The organism is Propionimicrobium sp. PCR01-08-3, from assembly GCF_030286045.1.
Taxonomy (GTDB): Bacteria; Actinomycetota; Actinomycetes; order Propionibacteriales; family Propionibacteriaceae; genus Brooklawnia.
Genome location: NZ_CP127390.1, coordinates 2793952 through 2815860 on the forward strand (window position 1 = coordinate 2793952; position 21909 = coordinate 2815860).

Below are 21909 nucleotides of genomic sequence, written 5' to 3' on the forward strand. Positions count from 1 at the left end.
TAACGGCCTGCCTACGATGAACCCCATGAAGACGATTGTCATCACCGGAGCCAGCGACGGAATCGGGGCAGCAGCCGCACGCAAACTCACCGACCGCGGCCATCGGGTCATCGTGGTCGGGCGTTCGCCCGAGAAGACGGCGGCCGTGGCCAATCCGCTGCACAGCCCGTACCTCCTCGCGGATTTCTCCGATCTGGACGACGTCGAGCAACTGGCAGCCGACCTGCTCACCGAATATCCGCAGATCGACGTGCTGGTCAACAACGCCGGCGGTACCTTCGGCGACGACCGCATCGAGACCACCGACGGCCACGAACTCACCTTCCAGGTGAACTATCTCGCCCCGTGGTATCTCACCTGGCTGCTGGCCGAACGACTGGCCGCCTCAAGGGCCACCGTGATCAACACCTCGAGCGTCGCCCACAAGCTGCTCGCTCGTTTCGATATCGGGGATCTGGACGCAGAACGCCGCTTCGCACCGTCGGTCGCCTATGGCAACGCCAAATTGGAGCTCGTGCTCCACATGCATGAGCTGAATCGCCGCTGTGGCACCAAGGGCCTGTCGGCGGTGGCCTTTCATCCCGGCATCGTGGGCACGGATTTCTCCTCGGAAGCCGAGACGAGTCTGCTGGCACGCATGTATCAGGCCTTCGGCTCCCAGATGATCAGCCCCGAGAAGGGAGCCGACACCATGGTCTGGCTTGCCGAAGGCACGCCGGGCATCAACTACCCGGCCGACCGCTACTTTGTGAATCGCTCGGTGCGTGCCACGTCCAAGACGGCGGCCGACCGTGATCTCGCCGACCAGCTATGGCGGCGTACCGAGTTGATTCTCGCCGACCGAATCCGCCGTTTCGAGCCCAGCCCGATTCATTCGGCGACCTAGGGGTGGTGGCGATGTCTTCCGAGTTCTGCGTCGTCCTGATCACGACCGGGGACGAACAGTTGGCGAAACGGATCGCCGACCGGCTGATCGAGCTGCGGCTCGGGGCGTGCGTCCAGATGACCACCATCGAATCGACCTACCGGTGGTCGAGCGAGGTGCATCACGAACCCGAGGTTCTGATGTTGGTGAAGACTCGCACCGCACTGCTTGATGAACTGATCGAGCAGGTACGTGAGGTGCATATCTACGACGCGCCCGAGATCATCGCGCTGCCGATCATCGGCGGATCGGCCGACTACCTCAATTGGGTGGACGACCAGACCCGCCCGGTCTATCGGTGACGCGCCGATCACTCGTACAGCACGTAATCGGGGACCGGCGACAGCGCCAGCACCTCGTCCGGGGTCATCAGCACACCGCTGGTCTGCACGTCCTCGTCGTAGAAGAGCTTGAAGCCCATGTATACGTGCGGGGGCACCGTCGCGGCCACCTGCTGATAGGTGGAGATCTTGGCTTCGGGGGAGCCGATGCCGTCCACGCTCTTGATCTGGACGATGCCCGGGTGATCGGTCAGCGCTTCCTCGCCGCTGATGATCGTCGGATGCAAGATGTGGTAGAGCATCACCTTTTCGGGCAGGTTGTTGTCTTCGACCAGCCCGGACAAGTAGCCGGCGATCTCGTCGAGTTCGGCCCCCGAGATCGAGCCGAAGCTCTGCATCGGTATCTCGCCCGGGCCCATCGCCCATTCGGGGTCGAGGGCGACACCCACATCGGGCTCGCTCAGGTACGGTTCCAGCGCCTTCAGCTCGTCCATGAAGTTGGCCTGGCCTGGCTGGATGTCGAGCAGCAGCAGGGCACCGTGTTCGCGGGCGGTGGCCAGCCACTGATCGATGACGCTCGGATCGATGCGTTCGCGCCACAGGCCGTCCGGCCCAGGCTCGGGCTGCACGGTCACGGCGATGAGCTCCATCACCGGCATCACCGCCCGGTCACCCGCATAGGGCGCGCAGGCGCCCTGCAGCTCGGTCATCCGCTCCTCGAGATCTCCGATGCCCAGCCGGCCCTGGCCCTCGGCACCCGGATAACCCACATACCCGCACAACCGGTAGTCCGGGAACAGTTCGCGGCCTCCTCCGGGCAGCGTGGGAGTCGGTGTCGGGGTGGGAGTAGGGGTTGCGCTGGCCGCGGGGCTCGCCTGGGTGTCCTCCTGATTCGGTGAGGCGGACTCCGACGAGGAGCAGCCTGCCACCAGCAGGAGGACCACGAGCAGCGATGCGAGTCGTCCGAACATGCTCCCCAGTCAAGCACGGCCCACTGACAGAGCAAACACAGCCGGTTCACGGCGTGGCGTGGGCCGGCCCGGCAGTGTGTAACCATCAACCGGCACTGTGCGAACATCAAAGGGTGGACGACATGGACGAACTGGCCGAGCGGGTGCGCCGTGCCGTGCGGCGGATTCCGCCGGGCACCGTGGTCACCTACGGCGATATCGCCGAGTTGGTCGGCACCGGTCCCCGTCAGGTTGGACGCATCATGGCCACCGATGCCTCCGACACACCGTGGTGGCGGGTCGTCAACGCTTCCGGACGGCTGCCCGGCCATCTGATGGACGAAGCCAGAGCACATTGGCTCGCCGAGCAGACGATAGGCGACCCGGCGGCGCCCGCCGTTCAACTGCGCCGCAAACGTGCTACCTGGTTGCTGGATGAGCCGGACTATTAGCGCCCGGCCTGGCCGCTCAGCTCATCGCGACGCGCTGCGGCAACCGGAGCCGCCGCTTGCCTCGGCCCGGATCGGCGAACCTGCCGGCGATCCGGGTTCCGCACATCGCGCAGCGTCCATCGGCGTCCAGCTGATAGGAGTCGATCAGATAACGATTGCGCCTGATCACCGGGGTCGAGCAATTCGGGCAGAAGGTCGTCTCGCCCTCCGGGTCGTCCACATTGCCGGTGTAGACGTGGTGCAGCCCGGCGTCCAACGCAATGGCTCTGGCCCGGGCGAGGGTCCGCAACGGCGTGCCGGGTAGCTCGCGCATCCGGTTGGCAGGGTGGAAGGCGGTGAAGTGCACCGGCACATCCGGCCCGAGCTCGGTCATGATCCACTCGCACATCGACCGCAGATCGCTGGATCCGTCGTTGTGGCCGGGAATCAGCAGGGTGGTGAGTTCCACCCAGGTATCCGTCTGGTTGACGGCGTAGCTGATCGTGTCGAGCACCGGGCGCAGGCGTCCGCCGGTGAGCTTCTGATAGAAGCTGTCGGAGAACCCCTTGAGGTCGATGTTCGCGGCGTCCATCACGGCGAAGAAATCGCTTCTGGCATCGGGATTGAGGTAGCCGGCGGTGACCGCGACGGTCGCCACTTGCCGCTCGCGGCAGGCCAGCGCGGTGTCGATCGCATATTCGGCGAAGATCACCGGATCGTTATAGGTGAATGCGACTGCGGAACAGTCCCATTCCACCGCGGCTTCGGCGATCTGCGCCGGCGTTGCTTCTTCGGCGAGCAGCCTCATCTCGCGCGAGGTGCTGATCTCCCAGTTCTGGCAGTACTTGCATCCCAGGTTGCAGCCCGCCGTGCCGAAGCTGAAGACTCGGCTGCCCGGCAGGAAATGATTGAGCGGCTTCTTCTCTATGGGGTCCACGCAAAAGCCGGACGAGCGCCCGTAGGTGGTCAACACGAGGCGATCGTCCTGGTTCTCGCGGACGAAACAGAAGCCTCGCTGGCCTGGCCGCAGTCGGCATTCTCGCGGGCACAGATCACACTGCACACGTTGGTCTTGGGTTCGATGCCAGTATCTCGCCTCAGGTTCCACGGATCCGGCCCCCTCGTTGAGTGATCCTTCGCCCGGGTACCTTCCATTCTCGCTCATCGATTCCGGAGGTCAATACCAGGGTTGGCCGATTATTGTTCGGCCCATTTCTGGACGGTGTAGCGGGCCAGTTCGAGGTGCCCGGACCAGTGTTCGGGCGGCAGGCCTGCCTTGCGCAGCAGGGCCCGCAAGAACTCGTCCGGGCTCGGCAGCTGCTCCCAGATCTGCGGCAGGAACGTCGCGCGATGTCGTCCTTCGCTCACGATCAATCCATCGGCACCCGGGCGCAGCTGGGCAAGGGCGTCGGCCCGGCTGGTCACGGGCATTGGCTCGGGCGGGCTCAGCACCGAGACCTCGATATCGATATCCGGGTATTCGGACGCGGAGACCGGCGCAAACCTGGGATCGTGGAAGGCCGCGGCCCGGGCATTGGACGCCACGTCTTCGCCGAGCGCCCGATAGGCCTCCAGGCTTCCGATGCAGCCGCGCAGCCTGCCGCCGATGGTCAAGGTGACGAAGCTCGCACCGGGATCGTCCAGCCAGCGGGCCTCACCGGCCGCGGGCGCGTCCTGATGAAGGGCCAACGCTATGGCTGAGCGGGCCAGCGGCAGCAGGATCTCGCCGGCATCGGCAGGCAGCATGCGGGCCTCACTCCTGATACCAGGCGAGCGAGGCGTAGCCGACCACTCGCCCCTTGTCGCCGGCCGTGTCGCCCGAATTGCGGGAGCCGAGCAGCACGGGATGCAGGTCGTGGCGCCCGGCGAACGTCAGCAGGCCGTTGATCGGGTGGGCCCCGCAGGCGCGGTGGGCGCTGATCGGCCCGCGCAGTGCGCAGATGGCGGCCAGTGTCTCGGCGTCCATATGTTTGGCCTCGTCGTACGGGTGATAGTGCGACAGATCCGAGCTGATGACCAGCAGCGTCTCCGGGCCACCGGCGCATGCTTCGAGCACATCGGCGACCGCGTCGGGTGAGGCGTCGCCGACCACCAGCGGCACGACGGTGAACTCGCCGAGGACGCTTTGCAGGAACGGCAGCTGCACCTCGACACTATGTTCTTCGGCGTGCACGTCGGGGCGGATATCAACGTCGTCCAGTTTGCTGATCTGCTGACAGAGCTCAAGATCGAGCGGCACCTCACCCAGGGGCGTGGCCATCGCGTCCACCCCGGGAAGGGCGATACCGCGGATGCCCACCCGGTGGGCGGGCCCGGCGATGACTACCCGGGCGATCGGATGCTTGTCCGGGCGCAGGGACGCGTAGCCGAGCGCGGCGGTGGATCCCGAATAGATATATCCGGCGTGCGGGCAGATCAGGGCCTTCGGTGGGGTGGCCTGCTCGTCCGGACGGGCATCGTCGAGCAACTGGCCGACCATCGACGCCAAAGCGCGCGGATCGGCGGGATAGAAGGTGCCGGCTACTGCAGCTGGTCTGATCTTCATGGCAACAACCCTCCGTCGGGATTGCCTACCAGGTTAGTCACGCCCAGACGCCGTCGTGGGCGGTTCAGAACTGGAAAATCGCCATGACGATGATCGCGAGGCCCGCAAGGACGCCGGGGACGGCGATGCCCAATTGCAGCTTCCAGTGCATTTTCACGACCGCGATGAATTCGCGGATGAAGGCGCTCGGCACGAAGTAGCGGGCGGTGGGGGCGCCGACGACATCGGCGTCCACGTTCACCTGGCGGGAGAGCAGCGCGGCGCGGGGCACGTGGTAGCCGTTGGTGACCACCAGCAGTTGTCTGGACGCGGAGTGATCCGCGTGGGCGAGTTTGGCCTGATCGGCGGCGGCACGGGAAAAGATCAGGTTCTGCTCGGTGTTGGCGGAGTTTTCCTCCAGCACCAAATTTGCGGGATTCATGCCCTGCTCGACGAGATACTCAGCCATCGCGGACGATTCGGATCGCTGCTCATCGCTGCCCTTTCCGCCCGACGGGATCATGAAGAGTTGCTGGGAGCCTTCGCGGCCCACCTGCGATTCATGGCGCTCATTGCCCGCCTCATTGCCCATGCCTGACGATGAGATCAGGTCGGCGCTCCCCGACGGGGTGGGTAATGCCCGTGACGTAGGCAGTGTGCGGGCCGGATCGCCGAGCGCAGCGATCCGGGGGCCGGAAAGCGTTCCGGCAAGAGCCGCATCATAGGCCGCCCGCCCGCGATCGAGACGATTGGCGAGCAGCTGCGGCACCTGGCCGCCGGCCATCAGACCGCTGCCCAACACGACTACCGCGTCCGGGTGGGGCCTGGGTGGAATGCGGGCGTAAAGCTTGGCGAAGGTCCAGAAAACCAGGAAGCTGATACCCAATTGGGCGGCGCCGTAGAGGAAGAGCAGGGCGAATCCCAGCCAGATGCCGAATCCTTGGTTCCTGGTCAGCAGCAGGCCGGCGACACCGGCCACCGGCAGCACGACCAGCGCGAGACCGAGCAAGCCCGCAAGCGAATTGCCCAGCGAGCGGCCCTCCTTGCGGAACATCTGAAGCCCGTTGCTGAGCAGTATCCCGGCGAGGACGAACACTGAGAAGGGAGCCAGCAGAACGACCGCGAGCAACGCCGCGACGATCGGCAGAAAGTAGAAGGCGACCTCGGTGGCCGCCAACACAGTGAACCAACAGGCCAGCAAGAACCACCAGGCCATCCGTAGCTGCCTGGGGTCGGTCCGTTTCGTCCGCACGTACAACCACCAGCAGAGCGCTGCCAGTACCGCATTGAGCATCGAAGATTCCCATCCGAAGGTGATGTGCCGGGCCAAAGCCCTGCAAATCCACGCTAGCAACCGTCGTTGAGGCCTACTGAGAAACAAGCACCAGGCAGTGCCGGCTCAGCTACACGCTCAATACCCGGCCGACCGCCTCCACGAACGAGTCCGCGATAAACGTGGGCTCGGGCGAAGCCTGCGGATATTCGCGTCCGCGGCGCAGCCAGACCGATTTCAGCCCGGCGGCAACCGCCCCGCAGATGTCGGCATCGGCCGAGTCACCGATCATCCAACCGCCTTCGAGCACCCCACCGGCCTGGCGCGCCGCCATCTCGAAGATCTCCGGATCGGGCTTGCTCACCCCGGCCGCCTCGCTGACGATCATGCCGGCGATGTGGCCGGCCAGCCCGAGTTTGGCGACCTTGCCCTCCTGTTGGGATGGCCGCCCGTTGGTGACGATGAAGGGCTCATAGCCCGAAGCCCGGGCGGCGTCCAGTGCCTCGGTGATGCCCGGAGTGGGCCGAAGCTCGTCGAGCGTGCCTGCCCTGAGCACCGCGATGATGTCGGCCTGCTCGGAGGCCGAGAGGTCGAGAATCTCGGCGAGATCGGCCGCGACGTCGGACTTGGCCCGCAGTCCGTCACCGTCGGCCACCGTCATCTTGTCGATCAACTGCTCGTCCGCATGGCCGAAGCGCTCGATCAGGTAGTTCGTGGCCCACCGTTGAAAGGAGGACGCTCGGTCGGACAGCGTGTTGTCGAGATCGACGAAGAGCATCGGCATGGGCACAGTTTAGGAGTTCGTGCACAGGCGTCGTGCACGCAGGCCCCCGGCGTCCGGCACGGCAGATGGCTATATGATCTTGCAACGGACGCTCCGCTATGCGGTCGCTGAAACCTTTGAGCACACGGCACACTAGGCTGCAGTGCAAGTTCTCAACGAAAGACACGGGATCGTGACTGTACTGAATACCACGCAGAACCGTAGTGACTCCGCCCTGAGCGAGAATCGCGAAGAACTCGTGGCGAAGCTGGCTCCCTTGGGAGTCTCCTTCGGCTACCAGAACACCTCGGGCAACTGGGTGGACACGCCCACGAAAACCCTGCGGATGGTGGACGACAGTTTTCCCGACCCGGACGGCCTCGCCGGCACCGGCGCCCCCATCGTGTGTACGCCGGGACGCTGGCATCCGGAGCTGTTCGGCACGTTGATTCTGGAGGACGGTTTCAATGTGCAGGTGCACGGCGTCGTCGACGCCCCCGGCTATCACATTCTCTACACCCGCGAGGGCGTGCGCAGGTTCGTCATCGCCGCCCCCGATCGGCTGAAGGTGCCCGAGCGCGGCTGGGGCTGGCAGATTCAGCTGTATGCGACGCGTACCCGGCGCTCATGGGGCATCGGCGACTTCCGCGATCTCGGCCTGATCTGCCGGGTCGCCGCTAGCCAGGGCGCATCGTGCGTTCAGGTCTCGCCGGTGCACGCGATCGCACCACTGTCCTCGCCGCAGCCCTCCCCGTACTCCCCCGCGTCCAGACTGTTCCTGAACCTGCTGCATGTGGCTCCCGGACGCGCATTCGGTGCCGAGCGGGTCAATCTGTCGGACCTGGACGCCAAGGGACGCGCGCTCAACAATGACCGGATCATCGACCGGGACGCCGTCTGGGCGCTCAAACTCGAGGCTCTGGAGCGCATCTTCGAGCAGGTGAAGGACGAGCCGAACGTCGAGTTCAAGGCCTGGCGTGATCAGCACGGCCAGCAGTTGCAGCGCTTCGCCATTTGGTCGGTCATTGCCGAGACCCAGCAGAACAGCAACTGGCACACCTGGCCCGACCGGTTGCGTCGTCCGGATTCTCCCGGAGTCGTCGAGTTTGCCGCCGAGCATGCCGAGCGCGTCCGTTTTCATGTTTGGGCGCAGTGGGTGGCGGCTGTGCAGTATCAAGAGGCGTGCAGCTTCGGCGTCGACGTGATCGCAGATCTGGCCGTCGGATTCGATGCCGGCAGCGCGGACGCCTGGGCCTTTCAAGATCTGCTGAACTTCAACTTCGAGATCGGCGCTCCTCCCGACTCGCACAACACCGAGGGCCAGCGCTGGGGTCTGCCGCCGTTCAACCCCCAGTCGATGGTGCAGGCCGATTTCGCCCCGTTCATCGAGATGGTGCATGCCGCGCTCGCCTATGCCGGCAGCCTGCGAATGGACCATGTGATGCAGCTGTGGCGGCTCTACTGGGTGCCGATCATCGCTGGGGCTGCCGACGGCGTCTACGTCTACTACCCGGTGGACGCCTATCTGGCGATTCTGCGGTTGGAGGCCATGCGGGCCGATGCCTGGATCGTCGGTGAGGACATGGGCACGGTGGCGTCCGGGGTGCGCGAGACGATGGAGGACATCGGCATGCTGGGCAACCGCTCGGGGATGCGGACGCCGATCGACGACTTCCCGATGCTCGGTGTGGGCACCAGCTCGACTCACGATCAGGTGAGTGTGGCGGGTCTGTTGACCGGCAGCGATGTGGCGGACCTGAAACGAATCGGCAAGAACGCCGATTGGGATCAGATCGAGCGTACGCGCCGCTCACTTGCCGAAATGGCGCAGATTGACCCCGAGCAGGACCCGGCGTCCATGAAGACCGGCGAGATCAAGTCGGCGGTGATGGCCCGGTACCGGATGCTGTCGAACGCGGACTCGATCATGATCGTGGTCAATATCGACGACGCCGCGATGGTCGCCGAGCGCCCCAACATGCCCGGCACGGTCGACAGCTATCCGAACTGGCGGATCGCGCTGCCCGGTTTCGCGGACGACATCATGACCTCGAAGCTGTCGCGTGACCTGGTCCAGTTGATGCACGAGAGCCGCTGAGAGGCTGGGCCACAGTGCCTAGCCGGTGCGATCGGATGTGAGGATCTGGGCCGAGAGCTCCGCCAGCGCTGTCGGGCTGTGGTCGGAATCGCGTTGCCGCACTGCCTGCCGTGAGATATTCAGAATGCCGCGGGCGGCGCCTTCGCGAAGATGCTCCGGCAGCGATTCGATATCCTTGTTCTTGGCCGCCCCGATGATGCGGCGCGACATCTTCGCTGCCGCGAACAGCCATGCCTCCGACTGCCAGGTGGCCAGCCGCGATTCCAGAAAGTCGTCTCCCCAGACCCTGGGATCACGCCGATCGGGCCAGCGGTCCCGGAATTCGGCCTCGAATGCCTCCCAGGTCTGTTCGATCAAGCTCAGGCGCCAACCGGCCCGATCGTCCTCGCCGAGCGCGTATGCCCTGGCCGCAGCAGCAATATAGTTGGCGAACAGTGCGCCGAGATCGAAGGCCAGCGGACCGTAGAACGAGAACTCGGAGTCGAAGGCCTTCACCGAATCGACTCTCCGGGTGCCGGGCTCGTTCCGGACGAAAACCGACCCGGTATGCAGATCACCGTGGATCAGCGCTTCGGTACGGGTCATGAACGCCCACTTGGCGTATCCCATGGCGTCGAACATCTCCCGATCTTGCTGGAAAGCCAACATGTCCGGCACGTTCGCATCGAGCACCACATTGCGTCCGGCATCCACCAGGGGCTCGGTGAAAACCAGATCTTCTGTGATGGTGCAGATTTCAGGATTGAGGGCCTCGGCGATCGCGTCCGCGTACTCCTGGCGCTCCAGCGCAAACAGTGAAGTCCCGAAGGCCACCGCGCCAACATATCGGCCCATCGCTTCAGCGGCACCATCGTTGATCTCGCCGTCGCACAGCGCCTGCCGCCAGACCTTGTGGTCGCTCAGATCCTGCATCGCGATGATGTAACGCTGAGGGTCATAGAGATAAAGCTCAGGCACCAAATCCGGGGTCAGCTCATGATGGGTGGAGAGCGCCAACGCCTCATGTCGGGCACGGTCGGGGGTCATCGGCCAGCCTTCGCCGGTCATTCTGACATAGGGCAAGGCCTGCTTGATACACAGCCGCTTTCCCTCCGAATCGGCCAGCAAGAAGACCATATTGAGGTTTCCGTCACCGACTTCTTCGAACTTGGCGATGTCGTCCGCGTTGATCCGTGACGACAGTTCCGGCTTCGATCTGATGTAATCGGCCAAATTGTCTTTGTTCAAGAATTCATAATCCGCCATTGTTTCGCGCCTTTCATCATTGATTGCTCGACGGAATTAAGTTGCCGGGGTATAGCGCACCTTCTTACGGGAAACCGTGTACGAGAAGAGCAGCGCGAGCACCAAGACCAGCCCTTTGGAGGTGTCTTGGTAGTAGTACTGGAAGCCCTTCATCGTGAGGCCGGTCAAAACGATGCCCACCAGCAATGCGCCGAGCAGGGTGCCCCATGGGTTCGGCTTGTTCATACCGAGAACCGAGGTGCCGACCAATGCGACGGCAACTGCCTCGAGCAGACTCGACGATCCCGCGTTGACGTCTCCCTGGCCGATTCGCGATACCAGAATCAGTCCGGCGATGGCGGCTAGTTCCGCACAGATGATGTAAGCGGCAGCACGCATCCATCCGACTCGGACACCGGCGAGTCTGGCGGCTTCCGGGTTCGCGCCCACCGCGTACATCAGTCGGCCCCATTTGGTGCGGCTGAGAAAGAACCAGGATGCAATCGTCAGCACCAACATGATGACCACCGGCATGGGAATCGGCCCAACGGTGCCGCGGTCGAGCATCAAGAAGCCTTGTGTGAACTTGCCGGGCGCCTGAGACCCGTTGCTCATCACCATGCCGGCAGAGACCGATTGCCCGTCGACGGGGATCAGCTTGGCACCTTGAATGACGAACATCATCGCGAGCGTCGCCAGCAGATCGGGAATCTTACAGACCACGATTAATACGGCGTTGACTGCACCGACGATCAGTCCCGCGATAAGGACGATAACGATCGCCGTGCCACCGGTCATGTTGTAGAAGACCATGGTCATCGCGGCAAGCTGAACGGCCAGCCCGGCCTGAGAACCGATCGACATGTCCATGCCGCCGACCACCATCGCGAATGTCATCGCCAGCCCGAGAATGGCCGTGGTCGACGCGAACTTCAGCATCGACAAGATCGCTGGGCTCGTCCGAAAGGCCGGCTCGGTGGCTGCGAAATAGACAAAGAGGACGATCGTCACTGCAACGAACCCATACCTGACGACCCAATCGCGGATCTTCGACCCGAGATCGAGCTCATCCCTTGCTCCCGGACGAGTCTTCTCGCCACTGGTGTCGTGAGGCACAGCCACCTTGGTCTGCTCCGTCATGTCATGCCACCTCCGACATGCTTGCCATGATGATGTTTGGATTTGTCTCGGATGAATAGCTGTCGAGGGTGATGCGGCCCTCAACGAGCACGAGAATGCGATCGGCGACTTCGCGGATCTCATCGATGTCGCTGGAAAAAACCACCACGCAGGCCCCCTCATGGGCGGCTTGTCTAGCTTTTTCCGAGAGATCCCTTCTGGCACCGATATCGACGCCGCGGAAGGGCTCGTCCATTAATAGCACGTCGGGGCTGCCGGCCAGCCAGCGTCCGACTATCACCTTTTGCTGATTACCACCCGATAGAGAATCCATGGATTGTTCGGGACCGATGCAAACTATCGAACAATTGCCGATGACCGATTGGGCACGTTTGCGTTCACGCTGATTGTTTATCACTCCTGCAGAGCTCATCTTGCTCATGAATGGCAAGGTCATGGTGCGTTGCAATGACCAGCCCGGCAGCATTGCCTCGGCTGCGCGGTCTTCCGGCACGAGATAGATGCCGGCATGCACGGCGTCGCGAGAGTTGCGCGGTCTATAAGGACGGCCCTTGAAGCTCATATCTCCCGAGAACGCCTGGTCAACGCCGAAAATCGCCCGTGCCAATTCAGATTTTCCGGCACCCAACAGTCCCAGCACTCCGGTGACTTCGCCGTAACGCAATTCCAGATCGAAGGGCTGCGAGCGTTTCAGCAACTGAATACCGTGCAATTCGAGCGCGATATCGTTTCCTCTGGCCTCGGTGACTTGCTGCACTTCGACGAATACGTCGGTGCCGAGCATCGATTTGACCGCCTGGTTGAGGTTGATCGGGGCGGCCTGCCGGTCTTTGATCTGCCCGTCGCGCAACACGACCAGGTCATCCGCGAGGTGACCGATCTCGCTGAGATGGTGCGAAACGTACAAGATGGCGACACCGCGGTCGCGCAACTCGCGAACGACCTCGAAGAGCCGCTCGGCCTCGGATTGCGACAACGTGGAGGTCGGCTCGTCGAGGATCAGCACCGATGGACGCTTCGACAACGCCCGGGCCAGCAGCAGTAGCTGGGCGTCCGCGATACCCAGTTCGAATGCATCTGCACGAAGCTTCGAATCCGGCCAGCCGAGGTTGAGGGTCGCAGCAACCTGCCGAGCGAGCGGCAGGTAACTGCGAATCGACCCGATACGTTTCACCTGGTCATGGACGATGTCTTCGAAGAGCAGATTCTCGGCAACCGTGAGCCCCGGCACGATTGACTCATCGACGCGCTGATGGACGGTCTGGATGCCGTTCTGGGCGGCAGTCGACGGCGAATCGATCACCACCGGCCGGCCGACGGAGATGATCTCGCCCGCGTCCATCTCATAGACCCCGGCGAGGATCTTGATCAGCGTCGACTTGCCCGCCCCGTTCGCGCCGAGCAAGGCGGTGACCTGGCCGGGACGCAATTCCAGACTGACGCCCTTGAGTACCTGGTTGGGCCCGAATGCCTTGGTGACATCGCGCAGTTCCAAAGCCGGGCCAACCAGCCTGTCAGAAACGCTCAGAGATTCTTCGTCCATCGTTGGCTCCATTGTGAATTGACTAGAACGTGACGACCGGAATCCAATCCGCTGACGATTCCGAAGAGATATTCAAGTCGGGCTCGGCGGCACGTAGATCGTCCATATTCTTGATATTCTTTTCGCGAAGCATGTCCTGAGTCACCAGAATGGGCGGAAATTCGACGTTCAAGGTATCGAGCTGACCCGCCATGTCGAGCGCCAAGGTGCGAGTCACCGCCGCACCGATTGCATTGGGATCGGTGGCTCCGGTGGCAACCCAAGGGCTGTTATCGGCGATCATGAGCTCGATATCCGCCGTTGAGATATCCGCGCCGTATACCTTCACTTTTCCGGCCAGATCAGGATTCTGTTCCAAGGCGGATAGAGTCCCCTTGGTCAGCTCATCGTAGGGTGCGTAGATGGCACTAATGTCCGGATTGGCCTTCAGTGCATTGTCTACCATCGGCGCAGAATCGGTGGCCGACGAGGTGGTGTACTTTCCGGTCTTGAAAAGCACATTCCAGTTGTTGTCTGCGGTGTATTGCTGCCAGACGACGTCACGACGATCGAGAGGTGCGATGCCGGCGACATTGACATATCCGACATCTTGGTCGGGACCGACATCGGCAAGCATCTGATCGAGCACCAGACTGGCCATCACCGCGTCGGACTGCTGGGTCTGCACGGCATCCGGCGCACAGGTCTGGATCTCGACGTCATAGATGACCACCGAGATGCCTGCTTCCAGTGCCTTGTTTACGCCAGGGCACAAGGTATCGGCGAATCCGTGACGCACGATGATTCCCTGCGCCCCCGAGGCGATGGCCTGGTCGAGCTGGCTTGCCTGGGTCGCATTGTCACCCTGAGCGTCATAGACATCCAACTCCATATTGAGAGCCTCGGCCTGCAACCTGGTGCCGTTGAGATACTGCTGGAAATAGTCGCCTTGCCCGGTGTTCTGGACGATGGCGATGTGCACAGGGTCGCCATCGAAGGGAGACGGCATTGGAGCCGAAGCCGTCGCGACGGAGCCGGAATCTTGATTCTGTGGTGAACTCGAGGCGGCGTCTCCACCCTGGCTACAGCCGCTGGCTCCCAAGATCAGGGCCAGCCCGAGCGCACCTACCAAACGCGGCTTGTTCATGATGTCTCCTTGTAGTTCAGCTGTCTAGCTCGGCCATCATTCGTGGCCGGGGATCGTGTGCGGGCTCGGCGATGCCTTTTTCGGTGGCGATTGCCGAGATCAGGTCGTGGGGCGTGACGTCGAAGGCCGGGTTGAACCCCCTGGACTGCGCGGGCGTGGTGCGGACCGCACCGAAACCCAGCACCTCCGCTTCATCGCGTTGCTCGACATGGATCTGCTCTCCGGACGCAGTGCTCAGATCGACAGTCGAGTAAGGGGCGGCAACGATGAACGGTATGCCGGCGCGTTGGCAGGCCAGCGCGAGAGCAACCGATCCGATCTTGTTCGCGGTGTCGCCATTGGCCGCTATCCGGTCAGCCCCGATGATGGCGACATCGACCAGTCCACGGAGAATCGTGCTCGAGGCCGCACCATCTGCCTCGACGACGTGCTCGATTCCGTCCTGGACGAGCTCCCAGCTCGTCAGCCGGGACCCCTGCAGCAGCGGACGGGTCTCGTCCGCGTAGACCAGACCCAACTTTCCGCGGTCATGCAACTCGTGGATGATCCCGTATGCGGTTCCCCAGGCGCTGGTCGCCAGAGCGCCGGTATTGCAGTGGGTGATGACGCGAAGTTTGTCCGTCGGGCAGTGCGTAAGGATCCAGTCCGCTCCGAGCCGGGACAGCTCCCGGTTGGCACTCTCGTCGGCCTGCGCAATCTGCTTGGCTGCGCCAACCACGGCGCCGAGGCCTTCTCCGACCAGAGGACGCACTTGGTCGACGCCCCAGGCCAGGTTGACGGCGGTCGGACGAGCGTGCCTGATGCGATCGATCTCGGTCTGGATCCGGTCGGCGTCCCAGCCCTGTGCTGCACCCTGCTGCATCGCGATTGCGACCCCGAATGCCCCCGCAACGCCGAGCGCCGGAGCACCACGCACCGCCAGGTCTTCTATCGCTCTGACAAGTGCATCGGTCGTGGTGATCTGCAGCAGCCGGGTTTCCCCCGGAAGCTGTGTCTGATCGATGAGTTCCAGTGAAGAGTCCTCATCGATCCACCTGAGTGCGCTGACCATCGTGCCTCCTGCGAACCGCATCGTCCGTTTCAACCTGGTTCGAGAGTAAGTACAAGTTGTTCAACATGTCAATACTTTATTTTCCAAGTACAGTGAAGATTTAAGATGACCGAGTCGGTAGCCATCCGGCACTCGAGCACCGACCGCAGGGTCACCCAGCAGGCCGAAGAGGATGGCTTTAGGCTTTGGACCAGTGAAACGTTGCACCGGCGGCAGGGATTGAGGTGAAGCCGTGACAGGACGCGCCACCCTCGTGTCGCGCATCTCCGGCGAACTACGCGGCGAACTGGCCGCCGGAAACTATCCGGTAGGCTCCAAACTTCCTTCCGAAACAGAGCTGGCTACTCGGTTCGGCGCTTCGCGGCCAACCGTGCGCGCCGCCTTGCGTGAACTACAAGCGCTGTCCTTGGTGCGCACCCAACATGGCCTGGGTACCTTCGTCACCGATCCGCCCACCGTGAAAGCCGGTCTGGAACGGCTTGGCTCCATCACCGACTCGATCCGCTCGACGGGCAAGACGCCCGGAATGATCTATTTCAGCCGCATCCGACGCCGGGTGTTGCCCGAAGAAGCGGTCATCATGTCGTGTCCGACGGAGTCAGAAGTACTCGAGCTACGCCGAACGATCCTCGCGGATGGCGAGGTGGTCGCCTACTCGTATGATCTGATCCCGGCGCAGATACTGCCCAAGGATTTCGACGATGGCCGGCTGGAGGGCTCACTCTTCAACTTCTTCCGTAGCCAACTCGGGATTGACCCAAGTTACGGCGAAGCTGAAATCCATGCCGTGCACTCCCAGCACATAGGGTGGGGACGCGAAGCCGCCGCCCACGATCTATTCGTCCTGCTCAACCAATTGCACTACGACAGCGCGGATCGTTTGGTCCTTTACTCGCGAACCTACTTCATCGAAAATCGCTACAACTTCACCGTCTACCGCAAATCGAACTGACCAGGCCTCTTCCCTTCTCTTGACGCCTGCAACTCTTCCGCCTAACTTGTAAAGCAACTTGGCAACGATGGAGTTGAGATGGCAAGACTCGCTGAATCGGATCCGCTACTGCTCGAACTGGCCGAGGCATCGCGCGCGCTCGGCGCCGATGACAGGCTGGTGCTGGGAGGTGGCGGAAACACTTCCGTCAAGAGCAGCTATCGCGACATCACCGGTCGTGACGTGCCCGTCTTATGGGTGAAGGGCAGCGGGCATGATCTCGCCACGATCACGCCTGACGGTTTCGCGCCGCTGCGACTCGATCGTGTTCGCGAGTTGCTGCCCCCGGTGCATGTCCCAGAGTCGGCGCTGCTCGGTGAATTGCGGTGCGCGCTGGTTGACGCCGCGGCCCCGGATCCGTCTGTGGAGACGCTCGTCCATGCCCTGTTGCCGCAGACCGCCGTGCTGCATTCCCACTCGGACGATCTGCTGATCCTGTCCAACAGCGTCAATGGCAGGGCGCTGCTCCCCGACGTGCTGGGCGACTGTGTGATCGTCGACTACGCGATGCCCGGCCCTCAGTTGGTGGCCGCGTGCGCGAAAGCCTGGACCGCCGCGGCGACCGACCGGACGGTAGGCCTGTTCCTCCAAGGTCATGGGCTGTTCACGGTCGGGGATTCGCCGGTCGAAGCACTGGATCGGCACCGGGCCATCATCGGGCGGGCCCGCGAGGTACTGTCCGAGATTCGGCTGCCCGACGTCGCGCAGCCGGCCGACAGTGCACCGACATCGCCCAGTGAGCAGATCTCAGCGCTACGCCACGAGGTTTCCCGGCTTGCGGTTCGTCCCCTTCACGCAGTCGTGGACGACAGCGCCACCACAAGGTCATTCATCGCAGATTCCAGACTGATGCAGGCGATCTGCCGAGGCCCGCTGACTCCTGATCACGTCATCTGGACGCGCAACACGCCGTGCATGGGAACCGATCTCGACGAATATGCGAGCCACGAACATGACTGGTTCCAAGCCGGCCAGGCCAGACAGGGGCGCGAACTGATCGAGCATGATCCGGCGCCCCGGGTCGTGCTCGATCCCGAGCTCGGCCTGGTCGCGTTCGGCCGCGACGCGAACCAAGCCGGCATCACCGCCGAGATCACCCGGCATACCATGCGTGCTGTCCGGTTGGCCGAGGCGCTCGGCGGCTATCGTCCGGCGGATCAGGCGCACATCTTCGACCTCGAATACTGGGGTTTCCAAGAGGGCAAGCTCACCCGTACCGATTCCGGCAAACCACTTGCCGGGCAAGTCGCGCTGGTGACAGGCGCCGCCTCGGGCATCGGACGAGGATGTGCCGCCCAGCTTCTGGACGCCGGGGCGAGTGTCGTCGGCTGGGATCTCTCGCCCAAGGTGACCGACACCTTCGATTCGCCGAATTGGCTGGGGATCGAGATCGATGTGACCGATGCCGATGCAATGAAGTCCGCTCTCGATCAGCAGGTGGCGGCATTCGGCGGCCTCGATATTCTCGTCGTAGCGGCCGGTATTTTCCCGCAGGGCGCCAATCTCGGCGAACTCACCTCCCAGACTTGGCGCAAGACGATGGCGGTCAATATGGACGCCATCATGGAGCTGTATGGGTTGGCGCATCCGTTGCTGAAATGCGCGGTTCCCTACGGACGCGTGGTCTTGATCGCGTCCAAGAATGTCGCTGCTCCCGGTCCTGGCGCCGCAGCCTATTCAGCGTCGAAGGCAGGAGTCACCCAACTCAGCCGAGTCGCCGCGCTGGAATGGGCAGGTGAGGGAATCCGGGTCAATATGGTGCATCCCGATGCGGTATTCGACACCGGTTTATGGACCCCCGATCTCCTGGCGTCAAGAGCCGAGCATTACGGCATGAGTGTCGAGGAATACAAACGGCGCAACCTACTGCACACCGAAATCACCTCCGCGGCGGTCGGCCGGCTCGCGGTGGCGATGTGCAGCGAGAGCTTCGCCTGCACCACGGGTGCGCAGGTGCCCATCGACGGCGGCAACGAACGAGTGATCTGACAGATCGAAATATTGCGAACCAAACCATGGCAAGGAGCGATGATGCAATCCGGAAACCTGCACGCGGCACAACCCAGATGGGGAGATTGGGGCCCGGCCTATGCCCTGCAAGGCCCGACCAGCGACATCGGGCTGCTGACGCTACGGCCCGGCGACGAGATGACCAACCACATTCATGAGCATTGCGACGAATCATTCATTGTGCTCAATGGTGCCGTGACCCTATGGGTCGATTGCGAAAATCGCTTCGAATTGCAACCCGGAGACGTCTATCGCTGCTCACCGGGAGAAATGCACTATTTTGTCAATGAAGGCGACATATCGCTGGAGATGATCTTCATCAAATCTCCACAAAGCCCGAGCGACACCATCAATCTTCCCTGGAAGCCGGGCAATCCTCGTCCGGCACCAACAAATTCGCATGGAAAGGACGAATAATGGCAGATCTCGAAGGAAATCTCGACGCCCATAATTGGGGAATCGATCAACCGCAGAAAACCGCCGGCAGCAGAATCAAGGGCGCCGGGCAACTCGATTTCGGTATGCGGCACCGACTGGCACGAATTTTTGCCGATGACGGCCACACCACGATGCTGGCGTTCGATCACGGCTATTTTCAAGGGCCGACGCGCGGGCTGGAGCGCCTCGATCTGAGCATCGTGCCGCTGGCGCCTTACGCGGACGCACTGATGGGCACCCGCGGCGCCTTCCGTTCGACGATCCCTGCCGAGTGTGGCAATGCGCTGGTGTTGCGGGCTTCCGGTGGCCCATCAGTGTTGAAGGAACTTTCGAACGAGCGCGTCGCCGTCGAGATGGCGGACGCGGTCCGGCTCGACGTGGCCGCGGTGGCCGTTCAGGTCTTCATCGGCGGTGACTTCGAGACGCAGTCGATCGCCAATCTCAACCAGCTCGTGGACGCCGGATTCGGAGCCGGTATGCCGGTGCTGGGTGTCACGGCGGTCGGCACGCAGATGACCAGGGACGCCCGTTATCTCGGTTTGGCCACCAGGATCATCGCCGAGTTCGGCGCCCAGCTGGTCAAGACCTATTTCATTGAGGAGGGCTTCGAGCAGGTGGTGGCCGGCTGCCCGGTACCGATCATCATGGCCGGCGGCAAGAAGCAGCCGGTGCCCGATGCGCTCGCCATGGCCTGGAAGGCGATCGATCAGGGCGCGGCCGGAGTCGACATGGGCCGCAACATCTTCCAGCGCGAGAACCCGACCGCGATGATCCAGGCGGTCAAGGGCATCGTCCATGAGGGCTTGACCGTCGAGCAGGCCTGCGAGGAATACCGGGATCTATCCGGCGGAGCCGAGGACTGAGCATGGACGAGCAGAGCACCCGCGAACAGATCTGCACGATCGGCCGGAATCTCTGGCTGCAACGACTGGTCACCGCAAACGACGGCAATGTCTCCGTGCGGCTCGACGAGACGCGGGTGTTGTGCACGCCGACCGGAGTCAGCAAGGGCGCCATGACGCCCGAGATGCTGACGCTGGTCGACCTCGACGGCACTCGGCTGGATGACAAACCCGTGCGTCCCTCCAGCGAGGTCTTGATGCACCTGGAGGTATACCGGCAGGACCCGAACGTCGGCGCCGTGGTTCATGCACATCCGATGTTCGCGACCATGTGGGCGGTCTGCGGCGAGGGATTCGAAGCGCGAATGCTGCCGGAGACCATTGTCAGCATGGCCGAGGTGCCGTTGGCTCCCTATGCGACTCCTTCGACTCCAGGGGTGCCGGAATCGGTGCGACCGTTCGTCCGCGATCATCGCGCCTGCCTGCTGGAGAACCATGGGGCGCTGACTTGGGGCACAGATGTGACGAGCGCCTACCTGCTGATGGAAAGGCTCGAGTTCACCGCCGAGCTCAACTGGCGGCTGCGGCAGGCCGGCGCAGGCAACAACCTTCCCGATGGCGAGGTGAACAAGCTGATTCAACTGTTCAGCTGAGCCTTCACCTTTATCGGAAAGTTATCTCTTTCTCGGCGGAAACCAGTTGGCAAGCCACTTTGCGTTGCACGATAGATGAAGCACGCCGGATCCACCGGTAGCCAGCACATCGGGCACTGATCGGAGCATCCGGAAAAGGCAAAAACTCAACTCACAGTGGAGGAGATGCTGATGTCAAGGAAGTTCGTCCGTCCGCTCGCTGTTTCCAGTGCCGTCGTTCTGGCATTGGGAATGGCTGCATGTGGTGGCGGTGACGATGGTGGCTCCGGATCGTCCGAGTCCGTCGATTGTTCCGCTTTCGACGCTTATGGAGATCTCTCGGGAACCGAAGTCTCGGTGTACACCGCGATCGTCTCGCCGGAATCCGATCCCTACGTCGAATCGTTCAAAGCGTTCGAAGAGTGCACCGGAGCAACCATCAATTACGAAGGCGACAAGGCTTTCTCCGAGCAGATCTCGGTACGCGTACAAGGCGGCAACGCCCCCGATATCGCGTTCGTGCCGCAGCCCGGACTCGTCCAGACCCTGGTGGACACCGGCAACGCGGTGCCAGCCCCGGCAGATACCGAAGCCAACGTCGACCAGTACTTCAGCGAAGACTGGAAGAAATACGGCACCGTCGACGACACCTTCTACGCGGCACCACTCGGCGCTTCGGTGAAGTCGCTGGTCTGGTATTCGCCTTCGGCATTCGCCGACGGTGGATACGAAGTTCCCGAGACCTGGGATCAGATGATGGATCTCACCCAACAGATCGCGTCCGATCATAATGATGGCCTGACCAAGCCGTGGTGCGTGGGCTTCGGCGACGGCGCCTCCACCGGCTGGGTTGGCACCGACTGGATCGAGGACGTCATGCTGCGCACCAGCGATGGCGACACCTACGACAAGTGGGTAAACCACGACATCCCGTTCAATGACTCGTCGGTGGTCACCGCCTTCGATACGGCCGGAGACATCCTCAAGAACAACGACTACGTCAATGGCGGCCTGGGTGACGCGACCACCATCTCGACCACCGCGTTCACCGACGCCGGTCTGCCGATTCTCGATGGCACCTGCTTCATGCATCGCCAGGCGTCGTTCTACGGCAATTCGTGGCCGGAAGGAACCAACGTCGGACCCGATGGCGACGTGTGGGCGTTCTACCTGCCTGCGACCGATCCCGATCAGGCCAAGCCGGTCATCGGCGGTGGAGACTTCGCGCTGGCGTTCTCCGACCGGCCCGAGGTACAAGCCTTCCAGACGTACCTGTCGAGCGCCGATTGGGCGAACGAACGCGCCAAGGCGACCACGTCCGGTGGTGCGGTCACCGCGAACACCGGTCTGGATCAATCGTTGCTGACCAATGAGGTTGACAAGTTGTCGGTCGAGTTGCTGACGGACGAGAACGCGGTCTTCCGCTTCGATGGTTCCGATCTGATGCCGAGCGCGGTCGGCTCCGGTACCTTCTGGACGGCCATGGTCGATTGGACGACCAGTGGCGCGAGCACCGAACAGGTGACCGATCAGGTCGAAAGCACCTGGCCCGCATAGGGCGATTCGGCCTTCGCGGATGCCGGGCATGGCCAACGAATGGTTTTGGTTGCCGAGGGCTCGTCGAAATGGTTCGGCTTGCCTTCGGCAACCAAAGCTATTTGGCCCCT

At 62.8% G+C, this 21909-nt stretch carries 21 protein-coding genes; 10 read left to right on the top strand and 11 right to left on the bottom strand.

Features of this window, described 5'->3' with window-relative positions; all coding sequences use genetic code 11:
* The first annotated feature begins 25 nt into the window (after positions 1-25).
* Both QQ658_RS12960 and cutA read left to right on the top strand, forming a co-directional pair.
* Positions 26-886, top strand: coding sequence for an SDR family NAD(P)-dependent oxidoreductase (locus QQ658_RS12960; RefSeq protein ID WP_286025253.1), 861 nt, complete (start codon positions 26-28; stop codon positions 884-886).
* 11 nt (positions 887-897) lie between these two features.
* On the top strand, positions 898-1227 hold the full coding sequence (cutA, locus tag QQ658_RS12965; protein WP_286025254.1) for a divalent-cation tolerance protein CutA: 330 nt from the start codon (positions 898-900) through the stop codon (positions 1225-1227).
* 8 nt (positions 1228-1235) lie between these two features.
* Here cutA and QQ658_RS12970 read toward each other — a convergent pair whose 3' ends face one another.
* Positions 1236-2177 carry a hypothetical protein gene (locus QQ658_RS12970; protein ID WP_286025255.1) on the bottom strand — a complete coding sequence of 314 codons (942 nt, stop codon included), beginning with the start codon at positions 2175-2177 and terminating at the stop codon, positions 1236-1238.
* A 122-nt stretch (positions 2178-2299) separates the two neighbouring features.
* Between QQ658_RS12970 and QQ658_RS12975 the strand changes: the two genes are divergently transcribed.
* Positions 2300-2608, top strand: coding sequence for an MGMT family protein (locus QQ658_RS12975; RefSeq protein ID WP_286027119.1), 309 nt, complete (start codon positions 2300-2302; stop codon positions 2606-2608).
* 16 nt (positions 2609-2624) lie between these two features.
* On the opposite strand, the gene amrS is transcribed toward QQ658_RS12975, so the two are convergent.
* The 5 genes from amrS to QQ658_RS13000 all read right to left on the bottom strand — a co-directional run bounded on the left by amrS (position 2625) and on the right by QQ658_RS13000 (position 7168).
* A complete protein-coding gene (amrS, locus tag QQ658_RS12980) occupies positions 2625-3695 on the bottom strand; it encodes an AmmeMemoRadiSam system radical SAM enzyme (protein WP_286027120.1) in 1071 nt (356 codons plus the stop codon).
* An 89-nt stretch (positions 3696-3784) separates the two neighbouring features.
* The gene (gene amrA / locus QQ658_RS12985; protein WP_286025256.1) at positions 3785-4333 is read right to left on the bottom strand and encodes an AmmeMemoRadiSam system protein A; all 549 of its coding nucleotides are present in this window, start codon (positions 4331-4333) and stop codon (positions 3785-3787) included.
* 7 nt (positions 4334-4340) lie between these two features.
* The gene (amrB, locus tag QQ658_RS12990) at positions 4341-5132 is read right to left on the bottom strand and encodes an AmmeMemoRadiSam system protein B (protein ID WP_286025257.1); all 792 of its coding nucleotides are present in this window, start codon (positions 5130-5132) and stop codon (positions 4341-4343) included.
* Between the two features lie 64 nt (positions 5133-5196).
* Positions 5197-6405 carry a YdcF family protein gene (locus tag QQ658_RS12995; RefSeq protein ID WP_286025258.1) on the bottom strand — a complete coding sequence of 403 codons (1209 nt, stop codon included), beginning with the start codon at positions 6403-6405 and terminating at the stop codon, positions 5197-5199.
* 109 nt (positions 6406-6514) lie between these two features.
* Positions 6515-7168: an HAD family hydrolase gene (locus tag QQ658_RS13000; protein WP_286025259.1), complete on the bottom strand. Its 654-nt coding sequence runs from the start codon at positions 7166-7168 to the stop codon at positions 6515-6517.
* Between the two features lie 172 nt (positions 7169-7340).
* Between QQ658_RS13000 and malQ the strand changes: the two genes are divergently transcribed.
* Positions 7341-9245, top strand: a complete 1905-nt coding sequence (malQ, locus tag QQ658_RS13005) for a 4-alpha-glucanotransferase (protein WP_286025260.1) — start codon at positions 7341-7343, stop codon at positions 9243-9245.
* Between the two features lie 18 nt (positions 9246-9263).
* Here the strand turns inward: malQ and mtnK are convergent, their stop codons facing one another.
* Genes mtnK through mtnA form a run of 5 tightly spaced genes read right to left on the bottom strand, consistent with a single transcriptional unit; the run spans position 9264 to position 15329 of the window.
* Positions 9264-10490: an S-methyl-5-thioribose kinase gene (mtnK, locus tag QQ658_RS13010; protein ID WP_286025261.1), complete on the bottom strand. Its 1227-nt coding sequence runs from the start codon at positions 10488-10490 to the stop codon at positions 9264-9266.
* 36 nt (positions 10491-10526) lie between these two features.
* The gene (locus QQ658_RS13015; protein WP_286025262.1) at positions 10527-11609 is read right to left on the bottom strand and encodes an ABC transporter permease; all 1083 of its coding nucleotides are present in this window, start codon (positions 11607-11609) and stop codon (positions 10527-10529) included.
* A 1-nt stretch (position 11610) separates the two neighbouring features.
* Positions 11611-13152 carry a sugar ABC transporter ATP-binding protein gene (locus QQ658_RS13020; RefSeq protein ID WP_286025263.1) on the bottom strand — a complete coding sequence of 514 codons (1542 nt, stop codon included), beginning with the start codon at positions 13150-13152 and terminating at the stop codon, positions 11611-11613.
* 22 nt (positions 13153-13174) lie between these two features.
* The gene (locus tag QQ658_RS13025) at positions 13175-14278 is read right to left on the bottom strand and encodes a substrate-binding domain-containing protein (protein WP_286025264.1); all 1104 of its coding nucleotides are present in this window, start codon (positions 14276-14278) and stop codon (positions 13175-13177) included.
* A 16-nt stretch (positions 14279-14294) separates the two neighbouring features.
* Positions 14295-15329: an S-methyl-5-thioribose-1-phosphate isomerase gene (gene mtnA / locus QQ658_RS13030; protein ID WP_286025265.1), complete on the bottom strand. Its 1035-nt coding sequence runs from the start codon at positions 15327-15329 to the stop codon at positions 14295-14297.
* 232 nt (positions 15330-15561) lie between these two features.
* Between mtnA and QQ658_RS13035 the strand changes: the two genes are divergently transcribed.
* From QQ658_RS13035 to QQ658_RS13060, 6 genes are all read left to right on the top strand, one after another.
* Positions 15562-16281, top strand: a complete 720-nt coding sequence (locus QQ658_RS13035; protein ID WP_286025266.1) for a GntR family transcriptional regulator — start codon at positions 15562-15564, stop codon at positions 16279-16281.
* Positions 16282-16359: 78 nt separating this feature from the next.
* Positions 16360-18309, top strand: coding sequence for a bifunctional aldolase/short-chain dehydrogenase (locus QQ658_RS13040; protein WP_286025267.1), 1950 nt, complete (start codon positions 16360-16362; stop codon positions 18307-18309).
* A 39-nt stretch (positions 18310-18348) separates the two neighbouring features.
* Positions 18349-18747 carry a cupin domain-containing protein gene (locus QQ658_RS13045; protein WP_286025268.1) on the top strand — a complete coding sequence of 133 codons (399 nt, stop codon included), beginning with the start codon at positions 18349-18351 and terminating at the stop codon, positions 18745-18747.
* A complete protein-coding gene (gene lsrF, locus QQ658_RS13050; protein WP_286025269.1) occupies positions 18747-19631 on the top strand; it encodes a 3-hydroxy-5-phosphonooxypentane-2,4-dione thiolase in 885 nt (294 codons plus the stop codon). Before QQ658_RS13045 ends, lsrF begins: the two co-directional genes overlap by 1 nt.
* Positions 19632-19633: 2 nt before the next feature.
* Positions 19634-20263 carry a class II aldolase/adducin family protein gene (locus tag QQ658_RS13055; protein ID WP_286025270.1) on the top strand — a complete coding sequence of 210 codons (630 nt, stop codon included), beginning with the start codon at positions 19634-19636 and terminating at the stop codon, positions 20261-20263.
* Between the two features lie 171 nt (positions 20264-20434).
* Positions 20435-21799: an ABC transporter substrate-binding protein gene (locus QQ658_RS13060; RefSeq protein WP_286025271.1), complete on the top strand. Its 1365-nt coding sequence runs from the start codon at positions 20435-20437 to the stop codon at positions 21797-21799.
* Positions 21800-21909 lie beyond the last annotated feature (110 nt).

Bases quoted from the DNA above. Each gene is read 5' to 3' on its own strand.
- QQ658_RS12960 (WP_286025253.1), top strand. From the start codon at position 26: ATGAAGACGATTGTCATCACCGGAGCCAGCGACGGAATCGGGGCAGCA.
- cutA (WP_286025254.1), top strand. From the start codon at position 898: ATGTCTTCCGAGTTCTGCGTCGTCCTGATCACGACCGGGGACGAACAG.
- QQ658_RS12970 (WP_286025255.1), bottom strand. From the start codon at position 2,177: ATGTTCGGACGACTCGCATCGCTGCTCGTGGTCCTCCTGCTGGTGGCA.
- QQ658_RS12975 (WP_286027119.1), top strand. From the start codon at position 2,300: ATGGACGAACTGGCCGAGCGGGTGCGCCGTGCCGTGCGGCGGATTCCG.
- amrA (WP_286025256.1), bottom strand. From the start codon at position 4,333: ATGCTGCCTGCCGATGCCGGCGAGATCCTGCTGCCGCTGGCCCGCTCA.
- amrB (WP_286025257.1), bottom strand. From the start codon at position 5,132: ATGAAGATCAGACCAGCTGCAGTAGCCGGCACCTTCTATCCCGCCGAT.
- QQ658_RS12995 (WP_286025258.1), bottom strand. From the start codon at position 6,405: ATGCTCAATGCGGTACTGGCAGCGCTCTGCTGGTGGTTGTACGTGCGG.
- QQ658_RS13000 (WP_286025259.1), bottom strand. From the start codon at position 7,168: ATGCCGATGCTCTTCGTCGATCTCGACAACACGCTGTCCGACCGAGCG.
- mtnK (WP_286025261.1), bottom strand. From the start codon at position 10,490: ATGGCGGATTATGAATTCTTGAACAAAGACAATTTGGCCGATTACATC.
- QQ658_RS13015 (WP_286025262.1), bottom strand. From the start codon at position 11,609: ATGACGGAGCAGACCAAGGTGGCTGTGCCTCACGACACCAGTGGCGAG.
- QQ658_RS13020 (WP_286025263.1), bottom strand. From the start codon at position 13,152: ATGGACGAAGAATCTCTGAGCGTTTCTGACAGGCTGGTTGGCCCGGCT.
- QQ658_RS13025 (WP_286025264.1), bottom strand. From the start codon at position 14,278: ATGAACAAGCCGCGTTTGGTAGGTGCGCTCGGGCTGGCCCTGATCTTG.
- mtnA (WP_286025265.1), bottom strand. From the start codon at position 15,329: ATGGTCAGCGCACTCAGGTGGATCGATGAGGACTCTTCACTGGAACTC.
- QQ658_RS13040 (WP_286025267.1), top strand. From the start codon at position 16,360: ATGGCAAGACTCGCTGAATCGGATCCGCTACTGCTCGAACTGGCCGAG.
- QQ658_RS13045 (WP_286025268.1), top strand. From the start codon at position 18,349: ATGATGCAATCCGGAAACCTGCACGCGGCACAACCCAGATGGGGAGAT.
- lsrF (WP_286025269.1), top strand. From the start codon at position 18,747: ATGGCAGATCTCGAAGGAAATCTCGACGCCCATAATTGGGGAATCGAT.
- QQ658_RS13055 (WP_286025270.1), top strand. From the start codon at position 19,634: ATGGACGAGCAGAGCACCCGCGAACAGATCTGCACGATCGGCCGGAAT.
- QQ658_RS13060 (WP_286025271.1), top strand. From the start codon at position 20,435: ATGTCAAGGAAGTTCGTCCGTCCGCTCGCTGTTTCCAGTGCCGTCGTT.